Annotated in this window: 14 protein-coding genes; 8 read left to right on the top strand and 6 right to left on the bottom strand. The window is 64.9% G+C overall.

What is annotated here, in order from left to right; translation table 11 throughout:
* The first annotated feature begins 10 nt into the window (after positions 1 to 10).
* From aceB to HNR05_RS12010, 6 genes are all read left to right on the top strand, one after another.
* Positions 11 to 1,975: a malate synthase A gene (gene aceB, locus HNR05_RS12035; protein WP_246318399.1), complete on the top strand. Its 1,965-nt coding sequence runs from the start codon at positions 11 to 13 to the stop codon at positions 1,973 to 1,975.
* Positions 1,976 to 2,489: 514 nt separating this feature from the next.
* Entirely contained in the window at positions 2,490 to 3,068 is a 579-nt protein-coding gene (locus HNR05_RS12030; protein WP_179579265.1) for an alternate-type signal peptide domain-containing protein, read from the top strand.
* Between the two features lie 134 nt (positions 3,069 to 3,202).
* Positions 3,203 to 3,772, top strand: coding sequence for a hypothetical protein (locus HNR05_RS12025; protein WP_179579249.1), 570 nt, complete (start codon positions 3,203 to 3,205; stop codon positions 3,770 to 3,772).
* Between the two features lie 3 nt (positions 3,773 to 3,775).
* The gene (locus HNR05_RS12020; protein ID WP_179579247.1) at positions 3,776 to 5,056 is read left to right on the top strand and encodes an RICIN domain-containing protein; all 1,281 of its coding nucleotides are present in this window, start codon (positions 3,776 to 3,778) and stop codon (positions 5,054 to 5,056) included.
* A gap of 2 nt (positions 5,057 to 5,058) precedes the next feature.
* Complete coding sequence (locus HNR05_RS12015; protein ID WP_179579245.1) at positions 5,059 to 5,829, top strand: LPXTG cell wall anchor domain-containing protein; 771 nt, start codon at positions 5,059 to 5,061, stop codon at positions 5,827 to 5,829.
* Complete coding sequence (locus HNR05_RS12010) at positions 5,826 to 6,458, top strand: signal peptidase I (protein WP_179579243.1); 633 nt, start codon at positions 5,826 to 5,828, stop codon at positions 6,456 to 6,458. Before HNR05_RS12015 ends, HNR05_RS12010 begins: the two co-directional genes overlap by 4 nt.
* On the opposite strand, the gene HNR05_RS12005 is transcribed toward HNR05_RS12010, so the two are convergent.
* A complete protein-coding gene (locus HNR05_RS12005) occupies positions 6,455 to 7,411 on the bottom strand; it encodes an NADP-dependent oxidoreductase (RefSeq protein WP_246318398.1) in 957 nt (318 codons plus the stop codon). The genes HNR05_RS12010 and HNR05_RS12005 overlap by 4 nt on opposite strands.
* A gap of 97 nt (positions 7,412 to 7,508) precedes the next feature.
* Here HNR05_RS12005 and HNR05_RS12000 point away from each other — a divergent pair, with 97 nt between their 5' ends.
* Positions 7,509 to 8,147, top strand: a complete 639-nt coding sequence (locus tag HNR05_RS12000) for a Pr6Pr family membrane protein (protein ID WP_343062573.1) — start codon at positions 7,509 to 7,511, stop codon at positions 8,145 to 8,147.
* A gap of 13 nt (positions 8,148 to 8,160) precedes the next feature.
* On the opposite strand, the gene HNR05_RS11995 is transcribed toward HNR05_RS12000, so the two are convergent.
* From HNR05_RS11995 to HNR05_RS11980, 4 genes are read right to left on the bottom strand one after another with little or no spacing between them, the layout of a single operon-like run.
* Entirely contained in the window at positions 8,161 to 9,402 is a 1,242-nt protein-coding gene (locus tag HNR05_RS11995) for an MFS transporter (protein ID WP_179579237.1), read from the bottom strand.
* Entirely contained in the window at positions 9,399 to 9,884 is a 486-nt protein-coding gene (locus tag HNR05_RS11990; protein ID WP_179579235.1) for a MarR family winged helix-turn-helix transcriptional regulator, read from the bottom strand. Before HNR05_RS11990 ends, HNR05_RS11995 begins: the two co-directional genes overlap by 4 nt.
* A gap of 47 nt (positions 9,885 to 9,931) precedes the next feature.
* The gene (locus HNR05_RS11985; protein WP_218868884.1) at positions 9,932 to 11,161 is read right to left on the bottom strand and encodes an MFS transporter; all 1,230 of its coding nucleotides are present in this window, start codon (positions 11,159 to 11,161) and stop codon (positions 9,932 to 9,934) included.
* Positions 11,145 to 12,374, bottom strand: coding sequence for an amidohydrolase (locus tag HNR05_RS11980; protein WP_179579231.1), 1,230 nt, complete (start codon positions 12,372 to 12,374; stop codon positions 11,145 to 11,147). The genes HNR05_RS11985 and HNR05_RS11980 overlap by 17 nt, the downstream gene beginning before the upstream one ends.
* A 58-nt stretch (positions 12,375 to 12,432) precedes the next feature.
* Here HNR05_RS11980 and HNR05_RS11975 point away from each other — a divergent pair, with 58 nt between their 5' ends.
* A complete protein-coding gene (locus HNR05_RS11975; RefSeq protein WP_179579229.1) occupies positions 12,433 to 13,146 on the top strand; it encodes a GntR family transcriptional regulator in 714 nt (237 codons plus the stop codon).
* On the opposite strand, the gene rplL is transcribed toward HNR05_RS11975, so the two are convergent.
* Positions 13,139 to 13,522 carry a 50S ribosomal protein L7/L12 gene (gene rplL, locus HNR05_RS11970; protein WP_179579227.1) on the bottom strand — a complete coding sequence of 128 codons (384 nt, stop codon included), beginning with the start codon at positions 13,520 to 13,522 and terminating at the stop codon, positions 13,139 to 13,141. The genes HNR05_RS11975 and rplL overlap by 8 nt on opposite strands.
* Positions 13,523 to 13,564 lie beyond the last annotated feature (42 nt).

Raw genomic sequence — 13,564 nt, 5'->3', positions numbered from 1 at the left:
GGATAGACAGATGAACACCACACAAACGGAGACCCTGGATCGGGTCTCGACAAGCTCGACCAACGGGGTGGGCTCGACCAACGGGGTGGAGTTGGCGGGATCGGTTCGTGAGGTCTCGACAAGCTCGACCAACGGGGTGGGCTCGACCAACGGGGTGGGCCCGACCAACGGGGTGGAGTTGGCGGGATCGGTTCGTGAGGTCTCGACAAGCTCGACCAACGGGTTGGGCTCGACCAACGGGGTGGGCTCGACCAACGGGGTGGGCTCGACCAACGGGGTGGAGTTGGCGGGATCGGTTCGTGAGGTCTCGACAAGCTCGACCAACGGGTTGGGCTCGACCAGCGGGGTGGGCTGGCACACCGAGACGGCCCTGGCCGGCCACCTCGAGGTCACCGGCGAGCGGGGAGAGCGTTACGACGAGATCCTCACCCCCGCAGCGCTCGACTTTCTCGCCGAGCTGCACGACCGGTTCGCCGGCAGCCGCCACGACCTCTTGGCCGCGCGGCTTCAGACGGGGGCGGATGCCGCGAGGGGCCGCGATCCTCGCTTTCTCAGCGAGACCGAGCACATCCGGTGCGACCGCACCTGGTTCGTGGCCGGTGCTGGACCGGGCCTCGAAGATCGCCGCGTCGAGATCACCGGACCGACCGACCGCAAGATGGCGATCAACGCCTTGAATTCCGGCGCAAAGGTGTGGCTGGCCGACCAGGAAGACGCGACAAGCCCGACTTGGGCGAACGTGATCGAGGGACAGATCACCCTGTTCGATGCGGTGCGTGGTCAGCTGCGTTACGACAGCCCCGAGGGCAAAAGCTACCGGGTGACGGGAGACGCGACGGGTACGACTCCGACCATCGTGATGCGGCCGCGTGGCTTGCACCTGGAAGAGAAGAACATCCTGTTCGCGGATCGTGCAAACCGACGGATGGCCGCATCCGGCAGCCTGATCGACTTCGGTCTGTACTTCTTTCACAATGCGCAGACGCTGATCGATTCCGGGACGGGGCCGTACTTCTACCTGCCGAAGCTCGAGAGCCATCGGGAAGCCCGCTGGTGGAATGAGGTGTTCACCTTCGCCGAAGAGCGCGTTGGAATAGCGCATGGCACAATCCGGGCAACGGTGCTGATCGAGACGATCCAGGCGGCTTTCGAGATGCAGGAGATTCTCTACGAACTGCGCGAGCACTGCGCCGGCCTGAACGCGGGGCGGTGGGACTACATCTTCAGCATTATCAAGACCTTTCGCGCTCGCGGCCGGAGGTTCGTCTTTCCCGACCGCAAACAGATCACCATGACGGTGCCATTTATGCGCGACTACACCGAGCTGCTCGTCGCCACCTGCCACCAGCGCGGCGCATATGCCATTGGCGGCATGAGCGCGTTCATCCCGAACCGCCGTGACCCTGCGGTCACCGCGCGCGCTCTCGAGCAGGTCGCTGCCGATAAGCGTCGCGAGGCCGTCAACGGCTTCGACGGCACCTGGGTTGCCCACCCCGACCTGATTCCAACCGCGCAGGCCGAGTTCGATCGAGTCCTCGCGGAACGACCGAACCAGCTCGGGCGCACGCGCGATTGGGTGCGCATCACCGCGGAACAGCTTCTCGACATCTCAAGCATCGGCGGCGAGATTACTGAGGCAGGCGTGCGCGATAACGTGGTGATCGCCCTGAAATACATCGAAGCCTGGCTGCGTGGGCAGGGTGCTGTGGCCATCGACAATCTGATGGAAGATGCCGCGACGGCCGAGATTTCACGCTCGCAGATCTGGCAGTGGATTCACGACAACTCGATTACCGCAGAGGGGCAGCGCATCGACGTGACCTGGGTTGAGTCGCTCGTGGCCGAGGTGTTCGGTTCGCTTGATCGCACACCGGACGACCGCTTCGACGATGCCCGTGAAGTGTTACGGGCTTCGGCGCTTGAACCAGAGTTTCCGATGTTTTTCACAGTGGGGGCGTACGCCCGCTTCCTCTGATTCACCCCCGCGAGTCGCTGCGAACCGCGAGTCACCGCAGACAAGGCCCCCTGGACACGCTCCGGGGGGCCTTCGTCTGCCGTCATTCATGACCAAAAAAGTTTCACATCTGAACCGGTTGATGTCATCTTCAGGATGACTTCGACCGGTTTTGTGCGTTCTACCCGCGAACTGGGGTATGGCGCATTCGATCCTGCCCGGAATCGAAAAAGAGAGAAATTCAGCATTACTGTCGAGTTTTTCTCGTGAATGGCCTTCGGGCGCAAGGCTCTTGCGTGCCAAGTGGACCCTGCGCCTGTTTTGTGCATTTCGCCCACTTTTCGAAACGGAAAGGTGCGCCCCACACTGGGGTAGTCCGGGGACAGACAAGGCGTTCTATCCGCACATAGAGTTCTTACTGCTGATCGAGCGCCGTCAAATCTGAGGCCGAGCGCACGGCAAGCATCCCAGCCTCTCCCGCCCCTCCGGTGGGCCTCATCGGCATGTCCTGCGCACTGCCACGAAAGGAATCATCATGAACAAGCTCCTCAAGGGATCCCTCGCCGGAGCCGCCGGCATCGCCCTCCTCCTCGGGGGCGCGGGCACGTTCGCCTCGTGGAACGACACGGCAGGCGTCACCGGTGGCACAATTGTCGCCGGCAACTTGAAGCTCATCGACAGCACGACCGGAACCTGGACGGTTTCGCACGACGGAGGCGCGCCCGCGGCGATCGCAAACATCGCTACCTTCCGCGCAGTTCCCGGCGACGTCTTGACCTACAGCAGCAGTGTGAAGGTCGTTGCGACCGGAGACAATCTCGTCGCAACGCTGTCGCTGAGCGCCACGTCGGTCACCCCGACCGTGACCACCAATGCCGCGGACATCGCACTCGCCGCTTACCTCACGAAGAACGCCACCATCACGGCGACCGGTACCGGCATTACGGCGATCGGCTCCACTGGTACGTACAAGATCACCAATGGCGCCAACTCGGTCGCGGCGGTAAAGGTGGCCTTTGGCTTCCCGAAGGATGCCGTTGCAGGCGCTGAGGACGACACGAAGTTGGGTTCGGTCAACTTCAGCGCTCTCGCCGTCACGCTCGCGCAGAACTAGCGGAAATCTGGTGTGCGCCTCGTGACGGAGGTGCACACCAGAATCTCCCGCACATTCGCTTCATCATTCTCCATCCTCACGGTCGGTCTCTGACCAGTCACCACGCATTCGATCCTGGAAGGTACGTCACGCTCATGATTTCGAAGCCTGGCAGCGCGCCGAAGGTGGCGCTGGGACGCATGGCGATGACGGCAGGTGGGTTCGCGCTTGCACTCTTCTTGGCGGTCACCGCGGCAGGAGGGAGCTACGCCTTCCTGAGTCAGCAATCAAACGCTGCGCCGGCAACGACCCTCGGCTCAGGCACCGCAAGCCTGACGGTGACGACACCGCTCTCGCTGTCGGTTGCAAAGCTCTACCCGGGGGCGACCGTCGTGGGAACCGCGACAGTGAAAAACGCGGGCGACGTGGCGCTTGCCCTGCGCCTGAACGGGTTGACGGCCCCGGCCGTGCCGAACGCCTTCTCCAGCTCACTCGTCGTCGGCCTCAGCGTGGTGGCAAGCGCGGCGCAGTGCACCAGCGCGACTGCAGCGGTGTGGTCAGGCAGCTTCGCCGCTGCGTCGACCGGCTCGCTCAACTCGACGTTGCCCGTCGGCTCATCGGGAATCCTCTGCGTGAGCGTGACGCTTCCCTCCACCGCGCCGGCCGCGAGCCAAGGGCAGCTGGCCACCGGCTTCGGAATTCTGATCGATGGGACGCAGGTCTAACCCATGACCGGCTCGACGAAACCCACACGGATGCGGTCGCGACTCAGCGTCGCGTTAGGCTTCACCCTCTTTCTTACTCTGGCCGGTACGGCCGGAGCTTCGGCGTACTGGACGGCTCCAGCCGCGACGTTGAATGCGTCCGCCGGGGCGGGCACCATCGGTATCTCTCAGAGCGGATTCGACGCGCTCGCGGTGCAATACACGGTTGGCACGCTCAGCACGACCAAGCCCGTGACGGTGACGAACACTGGTGCGGGTACCGCGCCGTACAGTCTCACCCTGGCCGCACCGGGCGGCGCCCTCGCTACGGGAATCGTCGTGAAGATCTGGTCAGTCGCACGGACCAACCTGTGCACGACTGGCGCGACGGCGCCGACGACCAGCTACAACTGGACGACGATCCCCGCTCAGACTGGAAGCCTCGCGTCCGGGGCATCGGTGTTCTTCTGCGTGCGCACCTCGATCACGGCTGCGCAGCAGAACACACTGGCCGCGCAAACCGTCACGGGCACGTCAAACGCTGTCACGACTCTTGGCAACTGGACGTCGAGCGCTCCGGTGGCCACCGCCACACAATCGGTGCTCGATACGCAGCCCCCGACCGTTCCCGGCACTCCAACGTTCTCGGGTACGACGACGACGGCGACCACTCTGACCTGGGCAGCCTCGACCGACAACGTCGGTGTTGTCGCCTACGACGTGTATCGCGACGGCGTGCTGCTTGTGCCGGCTTCACCCTCGACGACATTCACCGACACCGCGCTCACCCCGTCGAAGGCTTATAGCTACACCGTCAGGGCAAAGGATGCTGCAGGGAATGCCTCGCAAGTCTCCACGTCCGCCTCGGTGACGACGATCGCGGCTGCCCCTTCCCCGACGCTCTGGTACACGATTTCGAACCCGACCAGCGGATACTGTTTCGACGGTGAAGGGGCCAACTCGGCCTCGGGCACCCGGCTGATCACGTTCGGCTGCCACGGCGGGACGAACCAGCAGTGGAAGTTCCTGGCCGACGGAACGATCCAGGCGCGATACGCTTCGCTCTCGCTGAGGGCGGCCGGCACGAACGCCGGCGCCTCCCTGACCCTGGTCAACTCGGCAGCCGGGCCGACCTCATGGGCGGTGAACGCCGCCACCGGGTTCCCCGGGCAGTTCCAGATCAAGCAGAGCACGGCGAACATGTGCATCGATGTCACAGGGCTGGGATCTGTCGGCTACGTCGTGCAGCAGAGCTGCAGTGCGACGTCGTCGGGTCAGCGATTCACGATGACGGCGGTGAACTGACCATGAGGTTCTCACTCACACAGACTCGTGCGGCGGTGCTTGCAACTCTGGCCGGCGCGGCGTTAGCACTCGGCGGCGCGGTGGCTCCGGCCTCAGCGCTCGACGCTCATCCCACCCAGATCCTGCTCAGCAGCGATGGCGTCACCTGGGGAACGAGTCTCAGCGGCTCGCTCTTCGACGGTCTCGGTCGTTTGATTCCCGGTGAGTCGGCCTCAGCGAAACTCTGGGTGAAGAACCCGACGAGCGAACCGGCAGAGGTGCGGATGAGCGCACGATCCCTGGTGGCTTCATCCGATCTGTTCGCCGAAAATGTCACGATGTCCACCTGGAACTCCGCCGATGACGGAACGCTCTCTACCGTGCTCGGAAGAGTGGGGGCCTGCCAGACCATGGTCGATTCTCAGACACTCGCCGGCGGGGCCACCATGAAGATGGTCGTGACCTTCACGATGGCGGATGTCTCGGGCACGGTTGGTCAGAACGACACGGTCAGCTTCTCGGCACTCGTGGCCATGCGCGCCGCAGATGCCGGGCCGTTCCCCCCATCGGCCTGCGACGATGACGGTGTCATCGTCGGCCCGACCACTCCTCCAGCAGGGCCCCCCGCTCCAGCGGGACCCGCCGCACCGGGCGGCAGCACGGCGAGTGCGCCCGGGTTGGCTCACACTGGTGCACAGGTGGCGACCCCGCTTCTGGTTGTCGGCGGTCTTCTCGGGGGAGGGGTGCTGTTCTTCCTCCTCGGACGCCGTCGCCGAAGGATTGACGGATCATGACATCGCCCGAGATCGTCGGCATCCTGGAACCTCAAGCCGACCCGCTGCCGCACGGTCGGCCCGAGGCACCGACTCCGGAACGGGGACTGTGGGGCTCTCTCGGCCTCGCGCTGAGCGCGGCGCTTCTGATTCTCGTGATCGCGCTGGCGATGCTGGTGATCGTGGTTCCGAAGATTGCCGGCGCCACCCCGATGACGGTGCTGACGAGTTCGATGGAACCGGGCCTGCCCCCGGGCACCCTCATCATCGTCAAGCCCATCGACCCGAATCGACTGCAGTTCGGTGACGTGGCGACCTATCAGATCGAGTCGGGCAAGCCCGGCGTCATCACCCACCGCGTGGTCGCCATCACTCTGCTCGCCAACGGTGAACGCGGCTTCATCTTTCAGGGTGACAACAACAGCGCTCAGGATGCCCCGGTGAAGTCGATTCAGATTCAGGGCAAGCTGTGGTATTCGATTCCGCTGCTGGGTTGGGTGAACAACGCGGTCAACGGTGCGAACAGGTCATGGGTCACTCCGCTGGCCGCCGGAGGGCTCTTCGCCTACTTCGCCTACACGGTGTTGAGTGCGGTGAGCGACGCGAGGAAGAAGCGCCGCGCCCGCGCTGCGGCGCAATCGGCGGTTTAGGCCTCGGGGGAGACGCGCAAGACGATCTTGCCGCGGGTGTGCCCCTGCTCGATCAAGCGGTGGGCCTCCGCACCCTCGGCGAGGTCAAAGATCGCATCGACATGCGGTCGCACCACTCCCGCGTCGATCAGCGTCGTGATCTCGTCGAGCACGCGCGCATCGGGCGAGACCTTGTAGTGGGTGGCCCGGATGCCTGCTGCCGCGGCTTCGTCCGCCATTGTCGGCCAGCTGCCGCTCGGCGCGTTCACCAGAATGCCGTGGGGGCGCACTACGCGCAGTGACCGGCTGCCCGTGTTGTCGTGCACATTTCCGATCAGATCGATGACGGCATCGAGGCCCGAGAGCACCTCGTCGAAACGCGTCGTCGAATAGTCGAGCACCTCGTCGGCGCCGAGGCGACGCAAAAAGTCGTGGTTGCGTGCCGAGCCGGTAGCCACCACATGTGCGCCGAGGTGACGGGCGAACTGCACCACGAAATGACCGACGCCTCCGCTGGCAGCGTGCACGAGCATCCGTGTGCCCGGGCCGACCTCGGCCAGGGCGAGCATTCCCCAGGCGGTCAGGGCGGCGACTGGCACGGCGGCGGCCTCGTCATGGCTCAGGCGTGCGGGTTTGCGGGCGACGCTCAAGGCTGTGACCGGCAGAAACTCGGCATAGCTGCCGGTTGTGCGTGGCACGCGGGCCATGCCGTAGACCGCGTCGCCAGGCTGCAGCGGGAACGACTCGTAGGGGGCGCTGACCACGATTCCGCTGAAGTCGCTGCCGAGCACGACGGGGAATCCGTCGAAGGCCCCGGTCACACCGGACCCGGCACGGGTCTTCGCGTCGATCGGATTCACGCTCGCTGAGACCACACGCACAAGCAGTTCGTCGCTCACGGCGAGGGGCAGCGGAACCTCAGTCAGCCGGAGTTCGTCGGGGCCGCCGGAACGATCGATTGTGAGAGCTTTCATAGTCGGCGGTCGATCAGTGACGCTGGGCATGCCTACAGTGTGGCGCATGAGTAGGCTGCACGTAACGGCGCAGCCGTCGAAACTCGGGAGGCAGCTCGTGAGAAGAACATATGGCGCAATTCGTTTCGTTGCGGCCGCGGGCATCGTCGTCGCAATCGTCGGGCAACTCGTCTACAGCCTCAGCCTTCTTGAGGTCAACACCAGTGCATTCCTCTGGAACTTCTTCAGCTTCTTCACTGTTCTCTCGAACTGCCTGGCCGCTGTGGTTCTCGTGTTCGGCGCCTGGTATTGCTTTCGGATGCCGGCCGACCCGCCCTGGTTCAACCTCGCGCACACCTCAGTGGTCACCTACATGGTGACAACAGGAATCGTCTACAACCTGCTGCTGCGGAACATTTCACTCGACCAGGGCACAACACTCGGGTGGTCGAACGAGATCTTGCACGTCTGGGCGCCACTCTATCTGCTGGCCGACTGGCTGTTCGCCGCGGGGCGCAGCGCCCTCCTCTGGCGTCGGCTCTGGGTGGTCGTGCTGTTTCCCGTCGCCTGGGCGATCTACACGATGATTCGAGGCGGGATCCTCGACTGGTATCCGTATCCGTTCCTCAACCCGGCGCAGCCCGCCGGGTATATCGGAGTGGTGTTGCACGTGCTGCTGATCACCGTGGTGATTCTCGCCATCGCGGCGGGGCTATTCGCGCTCAGTCGGGTGCGCGCGCTGCAACCGCCCGACTAAGCACAGGGAAGGGTCAGGCGTCGCCCAGTGAGATCGCTTCGGCTTCTTCCAGGGCACCTTCGGTCGCGCCGTCGGCTCTGCGAAGATGCTTGCGGCCGATGATCACGATCGCCGTGGCGATGAGCGCCGTGATGGCTCCGGCCCAGAACGGCATCGCCGGCGAGATCGTTGCGGCGAGCAGCGCAGCAGCCGGGGGAGCGATGGCCCCGCCCAAGAAGCGCACACCTGAGTAGGCCGACGACGCCACCGCGCGCGGAAGGTCGGTCGCCTCCATCACAGATTCAGTCAGAACCGTGTTCAAGATGCCAAGGAGCAGGCCGCCGACGATCACGCTGACGATCAGTCCGACTGCGGAATCCACGAGCAACGCCAGGGCGACCAGGTCGAGGGCGAGCAGGGGAAGTACACACCAGAGCACGCGGGTGCGCGGCATCCGTGCGGTGAGAAACGGGGCGACCCAGACCGAGGTCACCGCGACGGACAGGCCCCAGCCAAAGAAGATGAAGCCGAGCGTGATGGCATCGGAGAGCCCGAGCGGCACGAGCGCGAACGGCGTGTAGGCCAGCATGACGAAGAAGCTCATGTTGTAGAACAGTGCGGCGGCGGCGAGAATGCCGAGTCCCGGTCGGGCCAGCGCCCGGAACGGCGCGGAGAGCCGCGTCGGCGTCGGCGTGACCGCTGGCGTCTTCAGCAGGGTGACGATGGCGATGAAGCCGATGGCCATGAGTGTCGCGGTGCCGAAAAAGGGGCCGCGCCAGCTGATGCTGCCGAGCAGGCCGCCGGCGAGGGGGCCGATGGCCAGGCCGAGCCCGAGGGACGCCTCATAGAGGATGATCGCCGATGAGGTGCCACCGGCCGCGGCGCCGACGATCGTCGCGAGTGCGGTCGAGATGAACAGCGCGTTGCCGAGACCCCAGCCGGCCCGAAAGCCGATGATCGATTCAACGTCGCTCGACAGCCCGGCGAAGAGAGCAAACGCCACGATGAGGCCGAGCCCGATCAGCAGGGTCTTCTTGGCGCCGATGCGGCTCGACAGCCAACTCGTGAAGAACATCGCCACACCGGTGATCACGAGGTAGCTCGTGAAGAGCAGTTCGGTTTGTGCAGCGGATGCCTGCAGGTCGTGGGCAATGGCCGGCAGAATCGGGTCGACCAGGCCGATGCCCATGAATGCGACGACGCACGCGAAGGCGACGGCCCAGACGGCTTTCGGCTGGTGCAGGATGCTTGAGGAGGGCTTCGATGTGGCGTTCACAACCGTGCTCCGGTTCCGACGCTGCCGACTGTGTCACCGCCGGCTGCGCCAACGACATCGACGGGGTCGACGCGGGCGGCAACGATCTCGACGGCATGACGGAGCGTCTCGATCTCGGCCGGTCCGAGATCGGCAAAGAGCGGCATCAGCGCGGCGATGAGCTTGTCTCGCCAGGCGTCGAGCGCGGCGAGACCCGCGTCGCTGGCCTCGATCAGGCTCGCTCGGGCATCCGTGGGATCGGCGCGGCGGTGCACCCAGCCGAGCTCGTCAAGGGTCGTCACCAGATTGGTGGCCGTCGGCTGGGAGACCCGGCTGCTCTCGGCCAGCGCGCCGAGCCGCAACGGCCCGCTGCCGCGCAGTACGCTGAGTGTTCGCCAGAGGGCCGGTGATTCAGTGCCTCCCGCCGCCCGCGCGGCGACACGGGTGAGACGGTGATTGACGACGACGAGATCGCCGAGCACCTGGTGCAGATCTGATTCCATTCCTTAACTATACATAGCTTGCCTATGTAAATGCTGAATCTTTGCTGTCACGACGTCGCGACCTGAATTCTCTCAGGAACCAGGTCAATCGCCTCGCGACGGATGGCCGCGGCTACCACCACGCTCAGCACAAGTCCCAGCGCGGCCATCACGCTGAAGCTCAGCAGCCAACTGTTCGTCGCCGTCTGAATGAGCCCGATCGCCAGTGATCCGGCCCCGGCGATCACGTAGCCGGCGCCCTGCCCGATGGCGGAGACCACGCCAGCCGTGGCGGGGTTCGTCGACATCGTGATGATCAGGCTGAGGGAGAGGCCGAAGGCCGCACTCTGCACGGCTCCGAGGCCGCCGACAATCCAGAAGATCTGTTCGTTCGACGACAGATAGAGCGCGAGCATTCCGATCGCAATGGCGACTCCGAGACCCGGCCCGACCCACCGCAGGACCGCGCGACGTCGCGCAAGGATGGGCGTGACCAGGGTGGGCACAAAGCCGGCGATGCTGAACCACGCCAGCAGCCATCCCGTCTGCGCCGAGTCCTGGCCACGTTCGGCGAGCAGAAGCGGCATCCAGGCGGTCATCGCAAAGTAGAGCAAGGCCTGCAGCCCGAAGACCAAGGTCAGGATCGCGATCGTCCTCATGTTGCGAGGGGTGAACACGAGTGCCGCGCGCGGCGGAGTCGGGGTGGGTCCTGCGGCGCGCAGCCTCCGCATCCCCTGCATGAGGGGGATGCCGGCGAGCAGAGCGGGCACCGCCCAGACGCCCCAGGCGATCTCAAGGCGCGGGCCCGACATCGCGTAGATCGGTGCGGTGAGTGCCGCGCCCAGTGCTGCTCCGACGCCAAAACTCATGCTGCTGAGTCCCACCCACAGTGCCGGGGCATCCACTGATTTCAAAAACTGCGGCAGCAGTGTGCCGGCCGCCATGATCGCCGCGCCGGCGACAAACGTTCCTGGCAGCAGAAGTGCGGGCCAGAGAACCCGAATCACCAGACCGGCCGCGAGTGCCCACATCGCACAGAGCAGCACGCGCGAGACGCCGAACCGGCGTGCCAGCCACGGCCCGAGTGGTGCGCTCACGCCAAATGCGATGACGGGGAGTGTGGCCAGCACCGTCGTCTCACTGGCACTGAGCCCGAGCGCGCGGGATGCCTCATCGAGAGTTGCCGCCACCGTCGTCACGGCCGGGCGCAGGTTGAGCCCGATCAGCAGTGCCGCGACGAGGCCCAGCAATCGGGTCGAGTCCGGACGCGCGCGGCTCGACTTACGCCGAGACGACATGGAGCCCCTCGGCCACAACCCGGCCATCATGCAGAACGGTTCGGTCATTCCCGCGATCCATCACTGCGCTGGTGACGGTCTCCCCGTCAACCAGAAGCAGGTCTGCTCGATCTCCGACCGAGACACCGGGCCGGTCGAGAATGCCGCGCAGTCGTGGCGCCTCCGGGCTCATCACGCTCGCCCCACCCATCGTCGCCACCGCGAGTGCGTGCTCGATCTGCTCGTCGCGTCGGAAGTCGTTCGTGAACGCCAGCTGCCAGGTGCGGTCGAGCATGTCGCAATTACCGTAGGGGCTCCAATAGTCACGCTGGCCGTCTTCGCCGAGGCCCACGCGCACGCCCGCTTCGGTCAGGGCGAGGAGCGAGAGTTGAGTGGTGGCGGGTGGCGCGACGGTTGCCATCGCCACATCGAGTTCGGCGAACTGCTCGATCAAACGGCGACTCACGGCCTCGGAAACCGAGCCGAGATCGTAGGCATGCGACAGCGTGACTTTGCCCTGCATGCCGAGCGCCCGGATGCGTTCAAGCACCAACTCGGTGCTGAATACGCCCAGTTCGCCGGGTTCATGCAGGTGAATGTCAATCTCCACCTGGTACTTCTCGGCCAGGCCGAAGACGATGTCGAGGTGCCGCGCGGGGTCGCGGTCGAGTTGGCTCGGATCGATACCACCCATGACATCCGCACCCTGTTTGAGTGATTCCTCCAGCAGCTCGACGGTGCCCTCTTCACGCAGGATGCCGGCTTGGGGGAACGTCATCACCTGCACGTCGGCCTGCCCGGCGAACTTCTGCTTCGCCGCCATCACGGCGTCGAACCGCTGAAGTTTGCAGTCGACGTCGACCTGGGCGTAGGAGCGCACACGCGTCGTGCCGCGCGCGATCATCCGTTCGAGCGTTCCCGCCACGCGCTTCTCGATGCCGATCTCGGCGGTGCGCCAGTTATTGCGGTCGTTCAGCATCATTCCCCAGACTCCGGGCGCACCGGTGTGGGGCCGAAACGGCAGCCCGATGCGGGTGGAATCGAGGTGTACGTGCACATCGCTGAAGGACGGCACGACGAGACGGCCGCGACCGTCGACGACATCGCGATCAGCAGGCGCAGTGGTCTGCGCAGCAGGTATGGAGACGTGCGGGGTGCTGGCTGCGATGCGCCCGTTCTCGATCAGCAAATCGACGGCATCGGTACCCCAGGGTCGAACGTTGGTGATGATCATGGGGCCAAATGGTATACCAAAGTGCTGAGAGCGGTGTAGCTCTCAGTATGATGACGGAATGACAGTCACACCGCGCAACGTCGGCGAGACGGTGCGTGTCACCGGTGTGTTACGAGACCAGATCATTGGTGGCGAACGGGCGCCGGGTGCCCGCCTCGTTGAACGTGAGATCGCCACGGCGCTCGGTGTGAGCCGGGTTCCGGTGCGGGAAGCGCTTCGGGTCTTGCTCGCAGAAGGGCTGGTGCTGGCCCGGCCGCATAGCTGGATGACGGTGCGACAGTTCACCGAGCGCGACATCGAAGAGCTCTTTCAGGTGCGCGCTGCGTTCGACTCGCTCGCTTTCGCGTTGGCCGCACGCGAAGCAGGCCCTGACGCGCTCGCCCGCCTCGCGCTCGTGCTCTCGGCCGAGTCGGACGCGTCCGCCAAAGCCGGCGCCTCTCGCGCGGCGTCTGCCTCGTTTCATGACCTCGTCATCGAGATCTCCGGCAACTCGCTTCTTGCCGAGCTGTGGCGCACACTGAGCGGACGCATGCGCTGGTTGCTCGGACAGCATGACCACCCGATCGAGATGCATGAGGAGCATGCTCGCCTCTACGCTGCCATCGCGGCCGGCGACGAGAAGGCGGCAGCGGCGCTGGCGATGAGTCACCTCGAAACCAGTCGTCGCGCGTTCGAGGCCCGCATCGGCTCCCGCAGCCCCACGCCTGAACAAAAAACACGGCGCCACTCCCGAAGGAGTGACGCCGTGAAAGGAAACGCAGAAGCTACTTGATGGTAGCGGTTGCGCCGGCCTCAACGAGGGCAGCGTGTGCCTTCTCGGCAGCTTCCTTGCCAACGGCTTCGAGAACGGCCTTCGGAGCACCGTCAACGACTGCCTTGGCTTCGCCGAGGCCCAGGCTGGTGAGCTCGCGCACAACCTTGATGACCTGGATCTTCTTGTCGCCAGCGGCTTCGAGAATGACGTCGAACTCAGTCTTCTCTTCGACCTCTTCAGCGGCTGCGGCGGGGCCAGCAGCTGCAGCAGCAGCAACCGGAGCAGCAGCGGTGACCTCGAAGGTCTCCTCGAACGCCTTGACGAACTCGCTGAGCTCGATGAGGGTCAGGCCCTTGAACTGCTCGAGCAGCTCTTCAGTGGAAAGCTTTGCCATGATTTTCTCCTTAGTTTTCTTAATTACTCACCGCGATACCAG

The sequence above is a fragment of the Leifsonia psychrotolerans genome (assembly GCF_013410665.1).
GTDB classification, from domain to species: domain Bacteria; phylum Actinomycetota; class Actinomycetes; order Actinomycetales; family Microbacteriaceae; genus Cryobacterium; species Cryobacterium psychrotolerans_A.
This window is presented reverse-complemented; position numbering and strand designations above follow the sequence as displayed.

Bases quoted from the DNA above. Each gene is read 5' to 3' on its own strand.
- HNR05_RS11985 (WP_218868884.1), bottom strand. From the start codon at position 11,161: ATGTCGTCTCGGCGTAAGTCGAGCCGCGCGCGTCCGGACTCGACCCGA.
- HNR05_RS12010 (WP_179579243.1), top strand. From the start codon at position 5,826: ATGACATCGCCCGAGATCGTCGGCATCCTGGAACCTCAAGCCGACCCG.
- HNR05_RS12005 (WP_246318398.1), bottom strand. From the start codon at position 7,411: ATGAAAGCTCTCACAATCGATCGTTCCGGCGGCCCCGACGAACTCCGG.
- HNR05_RS12025 (WP_179579249.1), top strand. From the start codon at position 3,203: ATGATTTCGAAGCCTGGCAGCGCGCCGAAGGTGGCGCTGGGACGCATG.
- HNR05_RS11980 (WP_179579231.1), bottom strand. From the start codon at position 12,374: ATGATCATCACCAACGTTCGACCCTGGGGTACCGATGCCGTCGATTTG.
- HNR05_RS12020 (WP_179579247.1), top strand. From the start codon at position 3,776: ATGACCGGCTCGACGAAACCCACACGGATGCGGTCGCGACTCAGCGTC.
- aceB (WP_246318399.1), top strand. From the start codon at position 11: ATGAACACCACACAAACGGAGACCCTGGATCGGGTCTCGACAAGCTCG.
- HNR05_RS11975 (WP_179579229.1), top strand. From the start codon at position 12,433: ATGACAGTCACACCGCGCAACGTCGGCGAGACGGTGCGTGTCACCGGT.
- rplL (WP_179579227.1), bottom strand. From the start codon at position 13,522: ATGGCAAAGCTTTCCACTGAAGAGCTGCTCGAGCAGTTCAAGGGCCTG.
- HNR05_RS12015 (WP_179579245.1), top strand. From the start codon at position 5,059: ATGAGGTTCTCACTCACACAGACTCGTGCGGCGGTGCTTGCAACTCTG.
- HNR05_RS12030 (WP_179579265.1), top strand. From the start codon at position 2,490: ATGAACAAGCTCCTCAAGGGATCCCTCGCCGGAGCCGCCGGCATCGCC.
- HNR05_RS11990 (WP_179579235.1), bottom strand. From the start codon at position 9,884: ATGGAATCAGATCTGCACCAGGTGCTCGGCGATCTCGTCGTCGTCAAT.